Raw genomic sequence first — 19297 nt, 5'->3', positions numbered from 1 at the left:
ACCGACGGAGACCGCCATGCAGGGCACCCAGCACCCGACGCCGCCCGACGCCTACACACCGACCGACCGCACCGTCCCCACCCGCTCCGCGGAGCGCGCGTCGTACGACAGGGAGCTGGTGCACGCGATACTCGACGAGGGCTACGTCTGCCACCTCGGCTTCGTGCGCGACGGCGCGCCCGTGGTGCTGCCCACCCTGTACGGCCGGGTCGGCGAGCGGCTCTACGTGCACGGCTCGACGGGCTCGCGCCCACTGCGGATGACGGGACAGGCGGACGCGGGGCTGCCGGTGTGCCTGACGGTCACGCACGTGGACGCGTTGATCCTGGCCCGCTCCGCCTTCCACCACTCGGTCAACTACCGCTCCGTGGTGGTGCACGGCGTCGCCCACGACGTGACGGACCCGCAGGAGAAGCGGGCCGCCCTGGACGCGCTCGTCGACCACGTCGTACCGGGCCGGGCGGCCGACTCCCGGCCCGCGAACAAGAAGGAGCTGGCCGCCACCGCCGTACTCCGCCTCGACCTGGACGAGGTCTCCGCCAAGCTCCGCACGGGCGGCGTGAACGACGAGCCGGAGGACCTGACCCTCCCCCACTGGGCCGGCGTCGTCCCGCTGCGCAAGGGCTACGAGACCCCGGTCGCCGACGCCCTGCTGGCGCCCGGCACCGGCCTCCCGGACTACCTGGCGGTGCCGTGATGCTGGTACACCCCTGGGACGCACCCCACGACGACGCCGAATGGCGGCAGTGGCTCGCCGTCCACGACTTCGGGCAGCTCGCCGTCAACGGCCTGCCCGGCGAGCCGCCCCACGTCCAGCCGCTGCACTTCGTCTACGACGCCGGACACGGCGAGCACGGCGAGGTCGTCACGCACCTGGCCCGGCCCAACCCGCTGTGGCCCGCGCTGGAGGCGGACCCGGAGGTGCTGCTGAGCGTGGTCGACGACTACGTGTTCGTCCCCGGTCCCTGGCAGGCGGCGCCGGACGGCCCCGCCGAGCACGGCACCCCGACCAGCTTCTACACCGCCGTCCAGCTGCGTTGCACGGCCCGGATCGTGGACGATCCGGCCGAGAAGGCCGGCCTGCTCAACCGTCAGGTCGGCCACTTCCAGCCGGAGGGCGGCTCCGCCCGTGCCGCGGTGGGCGAGGAGCCGTACGGCAGGATGCTCGCGGGCATCCGGGGCCTGCGGCTGGAGGTGACCGGCGTACGGGCGAAGTTCAAGTACGCCGGTCACCGGCCGCGGGAGGTGCAGGACCGGATCGTGGCGGGGCTCGCGGCCCGCGGCGGCCCCCGGGACGCGGCGGCCCGGGAGCACCAGCTGCGCAGGCGGGGGACGTGGCAGGCGGCCCGCTGAGCCGCGCCGGTCAGCGAGGGCCGGCGTCCACGCCCGTCAGGCGAGAGCCGGCGTCCTCGCCTCCGCCGCGGCCAGTCCCGTCACCGACCCGAGCATGAGCAGCGTGCCCACCAGGGTCGCCGCGGTGAGCCGTTCGCCGAGCAGGGCGATCGCCAGGACCGCCGCGCTCACTGGCTCCAGCAGCATGATCACCGATACGGTGGCCGAACGGACGACGGCGGCGCCGGCGAAGTACAGCGCGTAGGCGAGCGCCGTGGGGACGGCCGCGATGTAGGCCAGCAGCCAGACCAGCCGGACGGGGTCGGGGGTGTGCGGAAGCAGCCCCTCGGCCAGGGCGAACGGCAGCAGGCACAGGCTGGTGACCGCGAACGCCCCCACGGACGTCTCGGCGGCGTCCGTCCCGCCGCCGCGGCCCCACCAGCGGGTCAGCAGGGTCATCACGGAGTACCCGGCCGCGGACGCGAGCGCCAGCAGCACGCCCCACGGCCGTACGGTCGCGCCACCGCTGCCGAGGACGAGCACGCCGAGCCCGGCCAGCGCGCCCGCGACGGCCGCCACGCCGCCCCGCCCGAGCCGCTCGCCCAGGGTCAGCCGGGCGCCGAGCGCGATGAACACCGGCCCGGCGCCCAGGGTGACGACGGTGGCCACCGCCAGGCCGGTCGCGGCCACGGCGGCGAAGTAGGCGGTCTGGAACACCGCGAGCCCGACGCCCGTGAGGCCGGCCCGCACGGCCCTGCGGGCGAACGGCTCACGGACGGCGGGCCGGGTGCGCGGGCGCAGCCGGCGGGCGGCCAGCAGCAGGACGAGCCCCAGCGCGCACCGCCAGAAGGAGAGGGCGACGGGTCCCATGTCACCGGTCCGGTAGACCAGGGAGGCGGCCGCGCCCGCGGTGCCCCAGGCGAAACCGGCGACGATCAGGTAGAGCAGGCCTCGCCCGACGGGCAGGCCGCGATCAGCGTTCGACACGAGTGTTCTCCGCAGAAGTACGTGAGGAGGTCCCGGGTCAACGGGACCGTGGACTGCTTCTGCGGGCAGCAGCGACCGGCCCGGCGCCGTGCCGGGCGTGTCCGACCTGGGGCCCGCCTCAGGCGGCGGGAGGGGGCAGGACGAGCGCGTTCGCATGCATGAGCGACAGCATAGGGCGTGTCCTAGGCGGCGCTGCGGCGGGCCGCCACATCGACGTCGAGACCGCCGCTCGCCACCGGCTCGGCGGATCCCCGGGCGGGTGCCGACGACTGGGCGATGAAGGCGCCCACCAGCACGACCGCCCCGCCGACGATCTGCGGCGCGGAGAGGTGCTCGCCGAGCAGCACCCAGGCCAGGACGGTCGCGATGACCGCCTCCAGGCACGCCACGACCCCCGCGACCTGCGGCGAGAGCCGGCGCACCGACAGCACCCCGGTGACGTAGGCGAGGACGGTGGCGACGAGCACGATCCAGGCCAGCAGCAGGCCGGCCGCGACGGGGGTGCCGTTCATGTCGGCGGTGCCGGCCAGCACCGACCAGTCCATGCCCCAGGGGCGGGCGACGACGGTGAGGACGGCGGCGCCGGTGAGCAGGCCGTAGGCGATGACGCCGAGCGGGTCCGGGGCGTCGTCGCCGGCGTCGCTGCCCTGGTCCGACAGGACGAAGTAGCCGACCTGGCAGCAGGCGGCGCCGAGCGCGAGGACGAGGCCGAGGGCGTCGAAGCTCAGGCCCGACCAGACCTCGACCACGCAGGCGAGACCGCCGACCGCGAGGACCACCCCGAGCGCGGCGGCCCGCGTCACCGCCCGCCGCTGCACGAACCGCACCCAGCCGAGGACCAGGGCGGGCGCGAGGTACTCGACGAGCAGCGCGACCCCGACCGGGATACGGGAGATCGCGGCGAAATAGCAGGCCTGGACCCCGGCCACGGCCAGCAGTCCGAACCCGGCGAGCAGCGCGGGGCGGCGGCGCGGCAGCGCGCGGTGGCGTACCGCGACCGGCAGCATGACCAGGGCGGCGCCCGCCACCCGCAGCCACACCACGTGCAGCGGGTCCAGCCCCGCCTCGATCAGCGGCTTCGCCGCGACTCCGGACCCGCCGAACGCCACCGCGGACCCCAGCGCGAGGCCCAGCCCGACGCCCCTGCCGTGGCTGCCCTGACTGCTCTCAGACATATGCACGGGCACATGATGACAGGGGACGACATGAGCGTCACCCTCGATGACACCTGTCTCAGCGACTGGACGACTCCGACCGCGCCGACAGCTCCTCGATGCGGGCGAGCACGGCCTCGATCGCGATCCCGGCGTGGCCGAGCACCTCCACCGCGCGGGCCTGCGGCTCCGCCACGATCGCCGCGAGCAGGTCGATGCCGCGGGCCGGTCCGGCGGCGCGCTCGCGGGCGTGCTCCATCGCCCGCGCGGCCAGTGGCGAGTACCCCTCCGCCTCCGGCGCCGGAGGCATCGCGCCGGAGTCCTCCACCGAGTCCTGCCAGCGCAGGCCGTAGCCGATGCTGCGCTGCACGAGGTAACCGAGCAGCCGCGCGAGCCCGGCCCCGTCGCCGAAGACGCCCCGCGCCTCGGGGTCCTGTTCGAGGAGCGAGTGCAGCAGGTGGGCGGTGTCCATCTGCCGGTCCCCGTCCCGCACGGCCCGCCGCCGGGCACCGGAGACCACCGCCGCCAATTCGTCACTGGGTCCGGCATCGCCGTCGGCACGACGGCCTGGGCGCGGCTCGTCCGCCGCCTGCCTGGGGATACGGGGTTGCACGTCTCCTACCCCATCAGTCCCGGCCCCTGCGGTCATCGCCGGGCGGAAGCATTTCCGCGTCCAACGGGGAGTGGACTCCATGGACCGAAATCTCCTCCTCACGGAGGAGATCAGGCCGCCGCACGCCGGGATCTGACAGTTCATCAGTATTGAATGTTGCGGCCCCTGCGGCTACGTTCCGCGACACCACAGCCCGACACGAAGAGGTGGTCGCATGGCCGAGGTCAGCGCGGAGGCACGGATCGGGGCCCCCGCGGAGAAGGTGTGGGCACGACTGACGGACTGGTCCGCCTACGGCGAGTGGAACGCGACCCACACGAGCTTCCCCGGGGGCGGCCCCGCCGAGCTCGCGGCCGGCGGGACGTTCCAGGAGAACATGAAGCTCATGGGGTTCCCGGCCGAGGTGGAGTGGACCGTCGAGGAGGTGGAGCCGGCCCGGGTGCTCGCCATCCGCGGCAAGGGCCCGATGGCCGTGAACCTCGCCACGCGCTACACGCTGACGCCCGACGGCGACGCCACGACGGTCCGGATCGACGGGGAGTTCACGGGGGCCGCGGTGTCGCTGATGGCGGCCAGGCTCAAGGACTCGGCCACGACCGCGCTGAACGAGTCGCTGCGCAGGCTGGACGGACTGCTGACCTGAGGACCGGGGACCGTACACGCGAGAAGGCGCCCCGCGGAGCGATCCGCGGGGCACCCAGCACGCGGCGGCGAGCCGCCGTCAGTCCTCGTCGGCGAGGATCAGGTACAGCTTCTTGCGGGCTTCGTTGATGACGGTCAGCGCCTTCTCGCGCTGCTCCTTGGTACCGGTCTTCCAGACCTGGCCGAAGGCCTCCATCAGACCGAACCCGGCCTGCCGGATCTCGCCGAGCGCCTCCCAGTCGATACCGCGGGAGGCCTCCTCCCAGGGCGCGTCGGGCCCCTCGTCGGCCGCCTCGCGGCCGGCCCCGGTGAGCGAGAACAGCTTCTTGCCGCCCTCGCTCTCACTGACGATCAGCCCCTCGTCCTCCAGCAGCTGGAGGGTGGGGTACACCGAGCCGGGGCTGGGCTTCCACGCCCCGCCGCTGCGCTCGGCGATCTCCTGGATCATCTCGTAACCGTGCATCGGACGGTCCTTCAGCAGGGCCAGGATCGACGCGCGCACGTCGCCGCGCCGCGCCCTTCCGCGTGGTCCGCCGCGCCCCCTGGGGCCGGGACCGAATCCCGGACCGAAACCCGGACCACCGAAACCGAATCCCGGTCCGGGGCCGCCACCCGGCCCGAAGGGGCCGAAGGCACCGCGCCGCCCCTCGAAACCGGCCCGTCCGCGGGGGCCGGGTCCACCGTGTCCACGCTCGAATCCGTGGTTGTGCATCGCACTCACTCCATTCCATCGTTGATCTGTCGCGATGACTCAACGATATATCGGAACTGTGCGCACGACAAGGCCCGTCACGATGCGGGTGACTGAGACTTCCGCGTTACCGGTCGAGCGGGAGGCGGAAGACGGTCGACTGCCTGCTCCGGAACCCGATGCGCTCGTAGAGCCGGTTCGCCGCCGCACGATCCGGCCGGGAGGTGAGATCCACCGTCCGCGCGCCCGCCTCCCGGGCGATCCGCACGGCCTCCTCGGTCAGCAGACCGGCAACTCCACGGCCTCGCGCCGCACCGTCGACGACCACGTCTTCGATGCGGGCCCGCAGTCCGGAAGGCAGGGGCAGCAGCACCAGCGTCAGAGTCCCGACGATCGCCTCGGGGGTGCGGGCCACGAGCACGGTGTTGGCGTCGCAGCGCACCATCCGGTCGACCGCTTCCCGGTCGAGGGGCTTCGCCGTCGACGACAACTGCGGCAACAGCCGGCCTAAGGCGTCGACGATCTCCTGGCTCGCTTCCCTGACGACGTCCACACGGAGGTGCATGCCGGGAGCCTATCCACCGTCGGCCCGGAACGCCGGGCGCGCGTCGGTGCTTGATAGGCAAGTGACCACTTGCCTATTCTCGGGTGGTGGCCGACGACCTGTTCAAAGCCCTGGCCGATGCCACCCGCCGCACGATCCTCGACGAGCTCACGGAGAAGTCCGGACAGACCCTGTTCGAGATCTGCTCCCGGCTGAGCATGAAGCACCGGCTCGGCATCTCACGCCAGGCGGTCTCCCAGCACCTCGCCGTGCTGGAGGCCGCCGGGCTCGTCGAGACCAGGCGGGAGGGCCGCTGCAAGTTCCACGACCTGAACACGGCCCCACTGCGGCAGATCACCGAGCGATGGCTCGCGCCCGACACGTCCGGACCGGAGGAGAGCACCCCATGAGGATCCATCTGACCAGCGTCTTCGTCGACGACCAGGACAAGGCCGAGCACTTCTACACCGAGATCCTCGGCTTCACGAAGAAGCACGACGTCCCGCTGGGCGGCAAGCACCGGTGGCTGACCGTGGTCTCGCCCGACGAGCCCGACGGCACCGAACTCCTCCTCGAACCCGCCGAGCACCCGGCCGCCAGGACCTACCGGGACGCGCTCGTCGAGGACGGCATCCCGCTCGCCCAGTTCGCCGTCGAGGACGTGACGGCGGAGTACCGGCGCCTGCGCGGCCTCGGCGTCCGCTTCACCCAGGAGCCCATGGAGGCGGGCCCCGTCACCACCGCCGTCCTCGACGACACCTGCGGCAACCTGATCCAGATCGCGACCACGCCCCGGTAGGCGCTCGACCGCGTCGCGCACGCAGCCCGTCCGTACGGCATCACACGGTCGCCGCGTGGCGTCGCACGACATCGCACGGTCGTCGCGCGGCGCCGTACGGCCTCGCACCGCCTCGCACGGCATGTGCCGCACAGGGCTTTGCATAGCCATGCGGATTCATGCATACTCTTCCTATGTCCAAGGTCCTCACCTCCCTCCCCGCCGGCGAGCGCGTCGGCATCGCCTTCTCCGGCGGTCTCGACACCTCGGTCGCCGTCGCGTGGATGCGCGACAAGGGCGCCGTCCCGTGCACCTACACCGCCGACATCGGCCAGTACGACGAGCCCGACATCGCCTCGGTGCCGGGCCGCGCCAAGACCTACGGCGCCGAGGTCGCGCGTCTGGTCGACTGCCGCGCCGCGCTCGTCGAGGAGGGCCTGGCCGCACTCGCCTGCGGGGCGTTCCACATCCGTTCGGGCGGGCGCGCCTACTTCAACACCACGCCGCTCGGCCGCGCCGTCACGGGCACCCTCCTGGTGCGCGCGATGCTCGAGGACGACGTGCAGATCTGGGGCGACGGGTCGACCTTCAAGGGCAACGACATCGAGCGGTTCTACCGCTACGGCCTGCTGGCCAACCCGCACCTGCGGATCTACAAGCCCTGGCTGGACGCGGACTTCGTGACCGAGCTCGGCGGCCGCAAGGAGATGTCCGAGTGGCTGATCGCCCACGGCCTGCCCTACCGGGACAGCACGGAGAAGGCGTACTCCACCGACGCCAACATCTGGGGCGCCACCCACGAGGCCAAGACGCTGGAGCACCTGGACACCAGCGTGGAGACCGTCGAGCCGATCATGGGCGTGCGGTTCTGGGACCCCGAGGTCGAGATCGCCACCGAGGACGTGACGATCGGCTTCGAACAGGGCCGCCCGGTGACGATCAACGGCAAGGAGTTCGCCTCCCCCGCCGACCTGGTGATGGAGGCCAACGCCATCGGCGGCCGGCACGGCCTGGGCATGTCGGACCAGATCGAGAACCGGATCATCGAGGCCAAGAGCCGCGGCATCTACGAGGCCCCCGGCATGGCGCTGCTGCACGCGGCCTACGAGCGCCTGGTCAACGCGATCCACAACGAGGACACCGTCGCCCAGTACCACACCGAGGGACGGCGTCTGGGCCGGCTGATGTACGAGGGCCGCTGGCTGGACCCACAGGCGCTGATGGTGCGCGAGTCGCTGCAGCGCTGGGTCGGCGCGGCCGTCACCGGTGAGGTCACGCTGCGGCTGCGGCGGGGTGAGGACTACTCGATCCTCGACACCTCGGGCCCGGCGTTCAGCTACCACCCGGACAAGCTGTCCATGGAGCGCACCGAGGACTCGGCGTTCGGCCCGGTCGACCGGATCGGCCAGCTCACCATGCGCAACCTCGACATCGCCGACTCCCGCGCCAAGCTGGAGCAGTACGCCGGGATCGGTCTGATCGGCACCGCGCACCCCGCCGTCGGCGCCGCCCAGGCGGCCGCGACCGGCCTGATCGGCAGCATGCCGGAGGGCGGCGCCGAGGCCATCGCCTCCCGCGGCGAGGTCTCGGAGGACGAGGAACTGCTGGACCGCGCCGCCATGGAGTCCGGCACGGACTGACCGTCCCGGACGGAGACCACTCCGCAGGTTCCGGCCCCGGCCCCGGCCCGGACGCCCGTACGGCGTCGGGGCCGGGGCCCGCCGCTGTCCGCTCCGGGCCTCACCGCCTGCGGCCCGTCCGCTCCGGGCGTCGTACCCCGACAAGGGCCAGGAAGCCGGAATTGGATGTGTTCCGGGGGCCGGCGCGCACCCTAGCGTCATGGCATGCGGATACGAATCGTCGACGCCTTCACCGACCGTCCCTTCGCCGGCAATCCCGCCGGGGTCCTGCTCCTCGACGCCGACGCCTTCCCGGACGACGACTGGATGCAGCAGGTGGCCCGGGAGGTGAACCACGCCGAGACGGCGTTCGCGCACCGGTTGCCCGGGGGCGGGGAGGCCGACTGGGCGCTGCGCTGGTTCACTCCCGCGGCCGAGGTCGCCCTGTGCGGCCACGCCACGCTCGCGACGGCCCACGTGCTGGGCACCACCGGCGCCCACGAGGGCCCGGCGCGGTTCGCCACGCGCAGCGGCGTGCTCGTCACGACGCCCGGTGCGGACGGCTCGGTCACACTGGACTTCCCCACGGCGCCGCTCACGCCCGTCGAGGTCCCGGACGGCGTCGCCGAGGCGCTGGGCGCCGCACCGCGCGCCGCCTTCGACACCGGCCCGAACGTGGGCGACCTGCTGCTGGAGCTCGCCGACGAGGGAACGGTCCGCGGCCTCGACCCGGACCACAGGGCCCTGGCCGCCTACTCCGGGCGCGGCATCATCGCCACCGCGCCGGCCGCCGACCCGGCCGCCGGCCACGACTTCGTCTCGCGCTGCTTCTTCCCGAACGTCGGCATCGACGAGGACCCCGTCACCGGCAGCGCCCACACGGCCCTCGCCCCGTTCTGGTCCGAGCGCCTCGGCCGCTCCGTCCTGACCGGCCTGCAGGCCTCCCCCCGGCCCGGCCGCGTCCGCACCGAGCTGCGGGGCGAACGCACCCTGCTGACCGGCCGCGCGGTCACGGTCATCGAGGGGACACTGCTCACGCCGTAGGCAGCCAGCCCACCTTTCCCGCCAGCAGCGCGTACCCGACGAACGCCCCGATGTCGAGCAGGGAGTGCGCCACCACCAGCGGCCCCACCCGGCCCCAGCGCCGGTACAGCAGGACGAAGACCACGCCCATCACCATGTTCCCGACGAAGCCGCCGATGCCCTGGTAGAGGTGGTAGGAGCCGCGCAGCACGGCACTGCCCATCAGCGCGGCTCCGGGCGTCCAGCCCAGCCGCCCGAGCCGGCGCAGCAGATAGCCGACGACGATGACCTCTTCCAGGACGGCGTTCTGCACCGCCGACAGGACCAGCACGGGGTACTTCCACCACACGTCGGGCAGCGCCTCCGGCACCACCGTGAGGTTGAAGCCCAGCCCGCGCGCGGCCAGGTAGAAGGCGATGCCGGTACTGCCGATCACCGCGGCGACCGCGGCCCCGCGCCCGAGGTCCGGCCAGGGCCGCGTGCGGTCGAAGCCGAGCGTGCGCAGGCTCTGCCCCTCACGCATCAGGAAGTGCGCCACGAGCGCGACCGGCACCAGAGCGGTGGCGATCCCGAACAGCTGCCAGGCCAGATCCAGCCAGGGGCGCCCCGGCGCGGCCGAGGCGTTGAGCGTGGCCGCCTGGTCCTTCAGGCCGCCTGGCCGGGTGACCGATCCGACAAAGCTGATCAGGGCGGAAACACCGCTCGCGCCCAGCGAGAGCCCCAGGACGAGCAGCGTCTCGTCACGGAAGATCCGTCGCGAGGGCCGCTCCTCGGGAGAGGAACCGGCCACCGCGCCCGCCTCTGCCTGCACACCTGCCTCCATTGACTGTTCACGCCTCATGGCCACACCACCGGCACCGCCGGGGAGAGCGCCACCGTCATGGGACGTCACAGCATGCACGATCAGTGTGAGGCGGGCGCCCGCGACCCCCGCCGGCGCCGCTCGTGATCGCCGTGGGTTTGCGGACGCCGACGAGGAGGAGGCCGAGGGGACCGCCGCGAGAGGCAGGGCACCGGCCGGGAACGACCCGGCCCCTCAGCCCAGGGGCACGGGCTTGGGCAGGCCCACCGGCCAGGTGTGCACCGGGTCCCCCACGTGCATCAGCTCGCAGTACCGCCGGGTGGTGGCCGCCAGCGCGGACTCCCGCGACAGCCCCGACTCCAGGGCCCGGTGGAAGGTGGCCGCCTGCCACGAGGCGCCGTTGACCCGCCGGCGGCACCGCTCCTCGATCACGCCCAGGTACAGGTCGCGGTCGGCGGGTTCGACGCCCCACGCGGTCAGGCCCGCCTCGGCGAGCGGCAGCAGCTCGTCGCGCACCAGGGTCACCGCGTCGACCTGGGCGGTACCGGCGTACCGGCCGCGCCGCGGCCATTCCAGGCGGGCGTCGATGCCGTGCTTGCAGGCGGCGTCGAAGTTGGCGGCGGCCGCCTCGAAGGGCAGCCGGGTCCACACCGGACGCGGCTCCTCGGCGAGGGCGCGGACGACGCCGTAGTAGAAGGCCGCGTTGGCGATGACGTCCGTGATGGTGGGGCCCGCGGGCAGCACGCGGTTCTCCACGCGCAGGTGCGGGACGCCGTCGGCGATGCCGTAGACCGGGCGGTTCCAGCGGTAGATCGTGCCGTTGTGCAGGACGAGTTCCGCGAGCTTGGGGACGCCGCCCGCGTCGACGACCTCCAGCGGCTCCTCCTCGTCGCAGATCGGCAGCAGCGCCGGGAAGAACCGCAGGTTCTCCTCGAAGAGGTCGTGGGCGGAGCCGATCCAGCGCTCGCCGAACCAGGTGCGCGGGCGTACGCCCTGGGCCTGCAGCTCCGGCGGGCGGGTGTCGGTGGACTGCTGGAACAGCGGGGGCCTGGACTCGCGCCACAGCTCGCGGCCGAACAGGAAGGGGGAGTTGGCGCCGATGGCGACCTGGGCGGCGGCGACGGCCTGTGCCGCGTTCCACACGTCGGCGAAGCGGCCCGGGGTGACCTGGAGGTGCAGTTGCACGGAGGTGCAGGCGGCCTCCGGCGCTATGGACTTCGACGTGCACCTGAGGTGTTCCACGCCGTCGATGTCGAGCGCGAAGTCCTCGCCGCGGGCTGCCACGATCTGATCGTTGAGCAGGGTGTAGCGGTCCACCGCGGAGAGGTTGGAGGAGACCAGGTCGTCCCGGTCGAGCGTCGGCAGAATACCGATCATCACGATTCCGGCGTCCACCTCCCCCGCCTTTCTGTCGGCATATGCCAGTGACGTACGGAGTTCTTCGGCGAGCCGGTCGAATACCCGCCCGCCCAATCGGTGTGGGGCGATGTTGACTTCCAGGTTGAACATGGCGAGTTCTGTTTGGAAGTCCCGGCTCGCGATGCGCTCGAGTACTTGCGCATTCAGCATTTTGGGCATGCCGTCGGCGCCGACCAGATTCAATTCGATCTCGAGACCCATGAGGTTCTTCGGCCGATCGAAGCGCTCCTGAGCCAGCAACCGCTCGAGCCCCGTCAGGCACCGCCGGAGCTTGTCCCGGTAGTGCTGCCGATCGGACAGGTCGAACCCGCCTGCCACGACCTTCTCCCCCATCGAAGCGTCCCTCCTCGAATGGGCGGGCCGAAGATCGGCCGCCGGCGTCCTGGTCACGTGGGATAATGCCCAGCCCAGCCGATCGATAACGCCCCCACGCGGGCTCGTGGCCCGCTACGCTGGAGGAAGTGACCCGCGGCACATTCGCCGGGCATGCGTCACAACGCAGTTGCGGACAGCTCACGAACTCGTGAAAAACGCCGACGAGAATTGGCCGACCACCTCCCGGACATTCTCCGAGGTCACCGCTGCGGAGTCGGCCGGGAATCGGGATGATTCCCGCGTATCGCCGACCGAATGCACCCTTGCCGGGTACACCACAAAGGGCTAGCCGAAACACCGCCTGAACATACCTCGTATAAACTCCGCGAACAGGCAGAGGGTTGGCACCCGCGGTCATGGAACCCGCCGTCGAGGCGACGTACGGCAGGCCTCACCCACACCCCTCGTTACCAGACCCCGGCCCCCGCCTCCCTGGCCTCGTGAGCAGACAGCGCCGTCCGCCCCCGCCCTCGCGTCACCGTGCCTGCCGAATGAGAGGCGACCCACCATGCCGCTGCATGTCCCCCCGGCTCCCACGCCCGCACTTCGCTCCGTCCTCACCGCGCTCGGTTCCCCCACCGCCGTCCGTGAGGCCCGCACCCCGTCCCTGCTGCGCCACCAGGGACCCGTCACTCCCGAGCTCCCGCTTCCCGTCCACGTGCTGGAGGCGATCACCGCCACGGGCGCCACCACCCGGCTCGCCGGATGGCGGTTCCTGATCCGCTCCGGCGAGCGCTCGGTGGCCGCCGCCGAGACCACGCTCACCGCCGACGGCTGGGCCTTCTCGCACTTCTTCGAGGGTCCCTACATCCCCTCCACCGAACAGGCGCTGCGGCAGGCCGAGACGCTGACCCAGCCCTACCAGCCCCGCCTGCTGTCCGTGCCGGGCCTGTACATGCTCACCCTGTGGCTGCACGGCGACTGCGCCGCGGACGGCGCCACCGGCAACCCCGCCGCCACGGACATCCTGGTCCCGCTGGCGCCCGCCCCTCCCGGCATCGCGGCGCACCAGCCGCACCGGGTCGCCGATCTGCTGCCGACGCTGACCCGCCGGGTGACCCCGGCGCCCCTGCTGCGCCAGACCGCCTGAGCCCACCCGGCCCGACCATCCGCGTGCCCCCGCTCCCGGACTCCGGGGGCGGGGGCACGCCGCCACCTCACTCCCACCCCCGCCACCCGTTCCGCTCGTTCGAGCCACGAGGTGCTCGCACGCGCGCCCAGCCGGCTCCGACCGGTCGGGACTAGCCCCATCCGGCCATGTGAAACCACCCGAAGGGACAGTGCGGCCGCGCTGAACCGCCCGCGGGGGACGGTGCGTCCTGAACCTGTGAGAAGCGGTGCTGCGAAATCCCTGCGGATCGACGCCCGTGGGGCAACACTGGGTTCCGACCGACTTGTCGACGGGGGGCGGCCATGGACGAGGCTTCACGGCGCGACACGGACACACCATCCATCTCGAACACCACGACAGAGCGAAAGATCCCACCCATGTGCCAGCACCAGCCACCGTGCCCCTCAGCAGACTCCGCCGACCGGGAATCCGCCCGACTCGTGGCGCACCACCCGGAGCAGGGATGGAGCCTGCTGTGCAACGGCGTCCTGCTCTTCGAGGACACCGGTGAGCTCCTGCCGGACGGTCAGATCATCGCCCCGCACCGCGTGATGACGGCCGCCTGATTCACGAACGGGCGGTACGCCGACCGCCCGCAGCTCCCAGGGGCCGGCTCGCGGACGCCCGCCGCGAACCGGCCCTGACGCGCGCCCGGCGTCGCTCACCCTCCGCTCCCGGACGTATCGAGGCGGGCAGCGGCGGAGGTGGGGATGGCAGCGCACGAGTCCGGCGCCGGGGAACGGACCGAGGCCCGCGGCAAGGTCACCATCACGGAGATCGCCCGGCAGGCCGGGGTGTCGGTGCCGACCGTCTCCCGGGTGGTCCACGGCCGCTCCGACGTCTCGCCCAGGACCCGGGCGCTCGTCGAGGACCTGCTGCTGCGCCACGGCTACCGCAGGCGCGCCGCCCCGGGCACCCGCGCCGCACTGCTCGACCTGGTCTTCGACGACCTCGACAGCCCGTGGGCGGTGGAGATCATCAGGGGCGTGGAGGAGGCCGCGCACGCGGCCGGGGTCGGCACCGTGGTCTCGGCGGTCCACGGACGCTTCGGCGACGCCCGCGAGTGGATGCGCAACCTGCGCGCCCGCGCCTGCGACGGCGTCATTCTCGTCACCTCGGCCCTGGAGCCGGTCCTGCACGGGTAACTGCGCGCCCTCGGCGTCCCCTTGGTGGTCGTCGACCCGGCGGGCTCACCCGGCCTGGACGTCCCCACCATCGGCGCCGCCGACCGGGCGGGCGGCCTGGCGGCCACCGAGCACCTGCCGGCCCTCGGCCACCGCAGGATCGGGCTGATCGCCGGCCCGCCCCGGCTGCTGTGCTCCCGCGCCCGGTTCGACGGCTACCGCGCCGCCCTGGAGAGCGCCGGCATCACGGTGGACGAGACCCTCGTCGTCCCCGGCGACTTCCGTCCCGAGTCCGGCATCACCGGGTGCACCGCCCTCCTGGACCTGCCCGAGCCGCCGACCGCCGTCTTCGCGGCCGGCGAGCAGATGGCGCTCGGCGCGATCGAGGCCCTGCGCCGACGGGGCCTGCGGGTGCCGGAGGACATGAGTCTGGTCGGCTTCGACGACCTTCCGGAGGTCCGCTGGTCGGCCCCGCCGCTGACCACCGTGCGCCGGCCCCTGGCCGGCATGGGCGGGCTCGCCGTGCGGACGGTGCTCCGCCTGGCCCACGCGGAGGGGCCGGAGTCATCACGGGTGGAGCTGGGCACGGAACTCATCGTCCGCTCCAGCACCGCCCCCGCGCCGCCCGCAGCCTGAACCGCACACCGCCGCACCGCACCCGCACACCGTCGACCCCGGTCACCGCTTCACCCGCCAGCTGCCGGTAACCGGGCCACGTCACCCAGCCGCCCAGCCCCCGCCACGCCGACCCGCCCGGCCTCGGGCGGCGCGCCGGAATGCCTCGCCGCCACCCTGCAGCGGCGAGGCACCTCCCCCGGCGCGGGTCCGTGCCGTCACCCTTCGCCGAGCGCCTGCCGCATCGCGGCGTACGCCGGCTTGGGCCGGAACTCCTCGTCCCACGGCAGCGCGGCGCCCTCTCCGGGGAAGAACGCCGGGATCCACGAGTACTTGTCGGTCCAGTCCCACACCGTGATGCCCACGCAGCGGCGCACCGCGAGGCAGGCCGCGGTCAGGTCCCGGTACCAGTGGGCCTGCTCGGCGAGCTTCTCCGCGTCCGCCGGCAGCAGCATGCGGACGTCGACCTCGGTGAGCGCGGTGTCGAGGCCGAGCCGGGAGAAGCGGCGCAGGTTGTCCTCCAGGGTGGCCGGATAGCCGTACTGGAGGGCGAGGTGGGCCTGGAGTCCGATGCCGTGCAGCGGGACGCCCTGGGCCCTGAGGTCCTGGGCCAGCCGGTAGTAGGCGTCGGACTTCGGGCCGACGGCCTCGATGTTGTAGTCGTTGAGATAGAGCTTGGCGTGCGGGTCGGCCTGGTGGGCCCAGCGCAGCGCGTCGGCGATGTAGCCGGGGCCGAGGGTCTTGTACCAGATGGTCTCGCGGTAGGTGCCGTCCTCGTTGAACGCCTCGTTCACGACGTCCCAGGAGTAGACCTTGCCCCGGTAGTGCCGCACCTCCGTGAGGATGTGCCGCTTCAGGACCGCCCTCAGCTCGTCGGCCGTCCACTCGCGGTCGGTCAGCCAGCTCGGCAGCTGGTTGTGCCAGACCAGGGTGTGGGCCCGCAACCGCTGGCGGTTGCGGCGGGCGAGGTCCGCGATCTCGTCGCCGGCGGACCAGTCGAAGACGCCGGGCTCGGGTTCGGTGGCGTACCACTTCATGCCGTTGCCGGGCGTGATCATGTCGAACTCGCTGCCGAGGACCGCCGTGTAGGCGGTGTCGGTGAGTTCGGGGTTGTCGGTGGCGCTGCCGAAGTAGCGTCCGTGCCGCTCGGCCAGGTCGGCGAGGGTGGATGGCCTGTCGTGCGCCTGGGCGGGCGACGCGGTGCCGGCGCCCGCGGCGGCCAGGACGGCGGCCACGGCAGCGACGAGTCTCAGGCGGTGCTTGCGCATGGTGCGACTCCTCACGGTCGGATGGTGTGGGTGAGCCGTACGTCCGCGGGCGCGCGTCATCCCTTCGTGGCGCCGGCGGTGAGGCCGCCGACGAGCTGACGCTCGGCGACCGAGTAGAAGGCGAGGGCCGGGACCATCGCCAGCACGAGGTAGGCGAAGACCCGGGCGTACTCCGCGGAGTACTCGCCCTGGAACTGCTGGACGCCGATGGGCAGCGTCCACCACGTGTTCTCGGTGAACACCAGCAGCGGCAGGAAGAAGTTGTTCCAGCTGGTGACGACCGCGAGCACGGAGACCGTGCCGAGCGCGGGCCGCGCCATCGGCAGCAGCACCCGCCAGAAGAACCCGAAGGGGGTGCAGCCGTCGAGGGTGGCCGCCTCCTCCAGCTCACCGGGGATCTCCCGGAAGAACGCCCGCAGGATGATGATGGTCATCGGCAGCCCGAACGCGGCCTGCGGCAGGATCACGCCCAGCGGGTTGTCGAGCAGGTCCAGCGAGCGCAGCAGCAGGAACAGCGGCAGCGCGGCCACCGCGAAGGGGAACATCAGCCCCATCGTGAAGACGGTGAACAGCAACTCCCGCCCCCGGAAGGCGAACCGGGCGAAGGAGAAGGCGGCGAGCGCGGACACCGCGACCACGAGCACGGTCGTGCCCACCGCGATGAGCGTGCTGTTGCCGACCAGCCGCCAGAAGTCGCCGGAGCGGAGGATGCCGGTGTAGTTGCCGGTCAGCCAGTGTTCGGGCAGTCCGAAGGGGTTGCGGGAGAGCTCGTCGGTGGACTTGAAGCCGGAGAGGGCGGCGTACACCAGGGGTACGGCCATCACCGCGCCGACCGCGACGAGGATCAGGTGCAGGGGCAGGGTGCGTGCGGTCTTGCGGCTCACTTGCCGGCTCCCCTCATCGTCGTGGTGGCCCCTTCGAGGTCGCGGCGGAGCACGAACCGCTGGTAGGCGAGGGCGAAGGCGAGGCAGATGCCGAACATGACCACGCTGACCGCGCTGGCGTAGCCGACCTGGTAGCGCTTGAAGCCGTACTGGAACATGGTCACGGCCATCGTCTCGGAGTGGTGGTCGGGCCCGCCCTGGGTGATCACCCAGACCAGGTCGAAGAGCTGGATCGCCCCGATCACGGAGAGGAAGACGCTGATGCGCAGGGTGGGCGCGAGCAGCGGCAGGGTGACGTTGCGGAAGCGCTGCCAGGGGCCGGCGCCGTCGATCAGCGCCGCCTCGGTCAACTCGGCCGGGATGGACTGGAGTCCGGCCAGGTAGAGCATCATGTGGAAGCCGAAGTACTTCCACGTCATGACCAGGAACAGGGTGGCCATGACGTAGGAGGGGTCGGCGAACCACTCGCCGCCCAGACCGTCCAGTCCGACGGCGCCGAGGACGTGGTCGGCGAGCCCGTCGCCCGGCGCGAAGACCATGCTGAACAGCACGCCGGTGATGGCCTCGGACAGTACGTACGGGGCGAAGAACAGCATCCGGTACACGGCCCGGCCGCGCAGCCGCTGGTTGAGCAGCACCGCCATGGCGAGCGCGAACGGCAGCTGGATCGCGAGCGACAGCACGACCAGGACCAGGCAGCGCCACAGGTCGCCCAGGAAGACGGGGTCGTCGAACAGACGGGTGAAGTTGTCGCCGCCGATGTAGTCGGAGGGCATGCCGAAGCCGCCCCACCGGAAGAAGGCGGCGTAGAGCGCGAAGAGCATCGGCAGCAGCACCAGCGTGACGAACAGCACCAGCGCGGGCAGTTGGAAGCCGACCGCGGTGAACCAGTTCAGCGCCCGCCGCCGGGCCCGCCCCCGGGCCGCGGCTCCGGCCGGGGGCGGGACGACGACCCCGGGCCCCGTCCGCTTGTCCGGAAGGAAAGTGGAGGTCATCGCCGGCTACTGCTCTTCCTTCGCGGTCTTGGTGATCGCCTGGGTGACCTGCGCGGGCGACTTGGAACCGGCGATGAGCGCGGCGACGCTGTCGTTGATCTCCTGGCCGACGGCGGGCGCGTAGGCCTGGTCGAGGTAGAGCTGGAAGCCGGTGGCGGCCTTCAACTGGGCCTGTACGGACTTGGTGTTGGGGTCGGAGAGCGCCTTCTCGGCTCCGGGCACCACCGGAAGGGTGTGGGTCTTCTTGACCAGTTCGAGGTCCGTGGTCTCGGAGGCGAAGAACTTCAGGAAGTCGACGGCCGCCTGCGGGGCGCCCTTGCGCAGGGCGTGCCCGCCGCCTCCGCCGAACACCTCGGTGATGGCGCCCTTTCCGCCCTCGACGGCCGGGAACGGGAAGAAGCCGAGGTCCGCGCCGAGGCCCTTGCCCGCGTCCGCCTCCACGACGGGGGCCCACTGGCCCATGAGCTCCATGGCGGCCTTGCCGTTGCCGACGGTGGCGGCCTGCCCGGTGGGCGTGGAGTAGGCGGCGCCGAGGAACCCCTTCTGGAACGGCTGGAGTCCGACGAGGTCCTTCAGGTGCTGTCCCGCCTGGACGAATCCGGCACCGGTGAAGTCCTTGTCGTCGGCGGCCTTGCTCAGGGCGTCGACGCCGGCGGTGCGCATCGCCAGGTACGCCCAGTAGTACATGCCGGGCCACTTCTCCTTGCCGGCGAGCGCGATGGGGGTGATCTTCTTCGACTTGAGCTTGCTCACGGCCTCGAGGAACCCGCCCCAGGTGGTGGGGGGTTCGCTGATACCGGCCTTCTCGAACAGCGCCTTGTTGTACCAGAAGCCGATCATGCCTATGTCGAACGGGATGCCGTACACCTTGTCGTCGAGGAGGTACGGCTGCTTCGCGACCGGCAGCAGCCCGTCGACCCATGGCTTGGTCCGGTCGGTGAGGTCCTCGACGAGCCCGGCGTCGACCTGCTGCTGCAGCACACCGCCGCCCCAGGTGTGGAAGATGTCCGGCAGCTTCCCGGAGGCGGTCAGCGCCGTCATCTTCGACTTGTAGGCGTCGTTCTCCAGCTGCACGATCTTCAGCTTGACCTTGGGGTTCTGCGCCTCGAACTTCTTGGCGAGGCCGGCCCAGACGCTTTTCGTCGGCTGGGTGGTGGAGATGTTCCACCACTCGATGGTGGTCGTCCCCGACGACGACCCTCCGTCCGAGTCTCCGCCGCAACCACTCAGTGCCGTCATGCCGAGACCGGCCGCGGCGGAGGCCGCGAGGAAGCCGCGGCGGGACAGTGCCCGGTCGCCCATCATGCGCTCCTTGGGTACG

Annotated in this window: 20 protein-coding genes and 1 pseudogene; 10 read left to right on the top strand and 11 right to left on the bottom strand. The window is 72.2% G+C overall.

The window, feature by feature from the left end:
• Positions 1-16: 16 nt before the first annotated feature.
• Together ACH4ZX_RS36410 and ACH4ZX_RS36405 are read left to right on the top strand one after the other, a co-directional pair.
• The gene (locus ACH4ZX_RS36410) at positions 17-697 is read left to right on the top strand and encodes a pyridoxamine 5'-phosphate oxidase family protein (protein WP_398282532.1); all 681 of its coding nucleotides are present in this window, start codon (positions 17-19) and stop codon (positions 695-697) included.
• Positions 697-1353 (top strand): FMN-binding negative transcriptional regulator, encoded by a 657-nt coding sequence (locus ACH4ZX_RS36405; protein WP_398282530.1) that lies wholly within the window; start codon positions 697-699, stop codon positions 1351-1353. Before ACH4ZX_RS36410 ends, ACH4ZX_RS36405 begins: the two co-directional genes overlap by 1 nt.
• A 36-nt stretch (positions 1354-1389) precedes the next feature.
• Here the strand turns inward: ACH4ZX_RS36405 and ACH4ZX_RS36400 are convergent, their stop codons facing one another.
• From ACH4ZX_RS36400 to ACH4ZX_RS36390, 3 genes are all read right to left on the bottom strand, one after another.
• Positions 1390-2319: a DMT family transporter gene (locus tag ACH4ZX_RS36400; RefSeq protein WP_398282528.1), complete on the bottom strand. Its 930-nt coding sequence runs from the start codon at positions 2317-2319 to the stop codon at positions 1390-1392.
• Positions 2320-2501: 182 nt separating this feature from the next.
• On the bottom strand, positions 2502-3506 hold the full coding sequence (locus tag ACH4ZX_RS36395) for an EamA family transporter (protein ID WP_398282526.1): 1005 nt from the start codon (positions 3504-3506) through the stop codon (positions 2502-2504).
• Between the two features lie 46 nt (positions 3507-3552).
• Positions 3553-4086, bottom strand: a complete 534-nt coding sequence (locus tag ACH4ZX_RS36390) for a Clp protease N-terminal domain-containing protein (RefSeq protein WP_398282524.1) — start codon at positions 4084-4086, stop codon at positions 3553-3555.
• Between the two features lie 214 nt (positions 4087-4300).
• Here ACH4ZX_RS36390 and ACH4ZX_RS36385 point away from each other — a divergent pair, with 214 nt between their 5' ends.
• Entirely contained in the window at positions 4301-4729 is a 429-nt protein-coding gene (locus ACH4ZX_RS36385; RefSeq protein WP_398282522.1) for an SRPBCC family protein, read from the top strand.
• A gap of 78 nt (positions 4730-4807) precedes the next feature.
• On the opposite strand, the gene ACH4ZX_RS36380 is transcribed toward ACH4ZX_RS36385, so the two are convergent.
• Together ACH4ZX_RS36380 and ACH4ZX_RS36375 are read right to left on the bottom strand one after the other, a co-directional pair.
• Entirely contained in the window at positions 4808-5440 is a 633-nt protein-coding gene (locus ACH4ZX_RS36380) for a PadR family transcriptional regulator (protein WP_398282520.1), read from the bottom strand.
• Between the two features lie 106 nt (positions 5441-5546).
• A complete protein-coding gene (locus ACH4ZX_RS36375) occupies positions 5547-5984 on the bottom strand; it encodes a GNAT family N-acetyltransferase (RefSeq protein ID WP_398282518.1) in 438 nt (145 codons plus the stop codon).
• 86 nt (positions 5985-6070) lie between these two features.
• On the opposite strand from ACH4ZX_RS36375, the gene ACH4ZX_RS36370 reads away from it, so the two are divergent.
• The 4 genes from ACH4ZX_RS36370 to ACH4ZX_RS36355 all read left to right on the top strand — a co-directional run bounded on the left by ACH4ZX_RS36370 (position 6071) and on the right by ACH4ZX_RS36355 (position 9404).
• On the top strand, positions 6071-6373 hold the full coding sequence (locus tag ACH4ZX_RS36370) for an ArsR/SmtB family transcription factor (protein ID WP_398282516.1): 303 nt from the start codon (positions 6071-6073) through the stop codon (positions 6371-6373).
• Positions 6370-6762 (top strand): VOC family protein, encoded by a 393-nt coding sequence (locus tag ACH4ZX_RS36365; protein WP_398282514.1) that lies wholly within the window; start codon positions 6370-6372, stop codon positions 6760-6762. The genes ACH4ZX_RS36370 and ACH4ZX_RS36365 overlap by 4 nt, the downstream gene beginning before the upstream one ends.
• A gap of 173 nt (positions 6763-6935) precedes the next feature.
• A complete protein-coding gene (gene argG, locus ACH4ZX_RS36360; RefSeq protein ID WP_398282512.1) occupies positions 6936-8381 on the top strand; it encodes an argininosuccinate synthase in 1446 nt (481 codons plus the stop codon).
• A gap of 204 nt (positions 8382-8585) precedes the next feature.
• A complete protein-coding gene (locus ACH4ZX_RS36355; RefSeq protein ID WP_398282510.1) occupies positions 8586-9404 on the top strand; it encodes a PhzF family phenazine biosynthesis protein in 819 nt (272 codons plus the stop codon).
• Here the strand turns inward: ACH4ZX_RS36355 and ACH4ZX_RS36350 are convergent.
• Together ACH4ZX_RS36350 and ACH4ZX_RS36345 are read right to left on the bottom strand one after the other, a co-directional pair.
• Positions 9394-10206, bottom strand: a complete 813-nt coding sequence (locus tag ACH4ZX_RS36350; RefSeq protein WP_360754600.1) for a type II CAAX endopeptidase family protein — start codon at positions 10204-10206, stop codon at positions 9394-9396. The genes ACH4ZX_RS36355 and ACH4ZX_RS36350 overlap by 11 nt on opposite strands.
• A 213-nt stretch (positions 10207-10419) precedes the next feature.
• Positions 10420-11937 carry a glutamate--cysteine ligase gene (locus ACH4ZX_RS36345; protein WP_398282508.1) on the bottom strand — a complete coding sequence of 506 codons (1518 nt, stop codon included), beginning with the start codon at positions 11935-11937 and terminating at the stop codon, positions 10420-10422.
• Positions 11938-12487: 550 nt separating this feature from the next.
• Between ACH4ZX_RS36345 and ACH4ZX_RS36340 the strand changes: the two genes are divergently transcribed.
• The 3 genes and pseudogenes from ACH4ZX_RS36340 to ACH4ZX_RS36330 all read left to right on the top strand — a co-directional run bounded on the left by ACH4ZX_RS36340 (position 12488) and on the right by ACH4ZX_RS36330 (position 14850).
• Positions 12488-13069, top strand: a complete 582-nt coding sequence (locus ACH4ZX_RS36340) for a hypothetical protein (protein ID WP_398282506.1) — start codon at positions 12488-12490, stop codon at positions 13067-13069.
• Between the two features lie 398 nt (positions 13070-13467).
• Positions 13468-13656 carry a DUF5999 family protein gene (locus ACH4ZX_RS36335; protein ID WP_324784809.1) on the top strand — a complete coding sequence of 63 codons (189 nt, stop codon included), beginning with the start codon at positions 13468-13470 and terminating at the stop codon, positions 13654-13656.
• A 144-nt stretch (positions 13657-13800) separates the two neighbouring features.
• A pseudogene (locus ACH4ZX_RS36330) lies at positions 13801-14850 on the top strand (LacI family DNA-binding transcriptional regulator).
• Between the two features lie 197 nt (positions 14851-15047).
• On the opposite strand, the gene ACH4ZX_RS36325 reads toward ACH4ZX_RS36330, so the two are convergent.
• From ACH4ZX_RS36325 to ACH4ZX_RS36310, 4 genes are read right to left on the bottom strand one after another with little or no spacing between them, the layout of a single operon-like run.
• The gene (locus ACH4ZX_RS36325; RefSeq protein ID WP_398282504.1) at positions 15048-16097 is read right to left on the bottom strand and encodes an endo-1,4-beta-xylanase; all 1050 of its coding nucleotides are present in this window, start codon (positions 16095-16097) and stop codon (positions 15048-15050) included.
• Between the two features lie 56 nt (positions 16098-16153).
• Positions 16154-16918 carry a carbohydrate ABC transporter permease gene (locus ACH4ZX_RS36320; protein WP_398282587.1) on the bottom strand — a complete coding sequence of 255 codons (765 nt, stop codon included), beginning with the start codon at positions 16916-16918 and terminating at the stop codon, positions 16154-16156.
• Positions 16919-16977: 59 nt separating this feature from the next.
• Positions 16978-17976 carry a sugar ABC transporter permease gene (locus ACH4ZX_RS36315; RefSeq protein ID WP_360754609.1) on the bottom strand — a complete coding sequence of 333 codons (999 nt, stop codon included), beginning with the start codon at positions 17974-17976 and terminating at the stop codon, positions 16978-16980.
• Between the two features lie 6 nt (positions 17977-17982).
• Entirely contained in the window at positions 17983-19278 is a 1296-nt protein-coding gene (locus tag ACH4ZX_RS36310; RefSeq protein WP_398282585.1) for an extracellular solute-binding protein, read from the bottom strand.
• Positions 19279-19297: the final 19 nt, after the last annotated feature.

It is taken from the genome of Streptomyces sp. NPDC020490, assembly GCF_044335305.1.
Taxonomy (GTDB): domain Bacteria; phylum Actinomycetota; class Actinomycetes; order Streptomycetales; family Streptomycetaceae; genus Streptomyces.
Note: the sequence above shows the minus strand (reverse complement) of the source record. Positions and strands in the feature narration are given on the sequence as shown.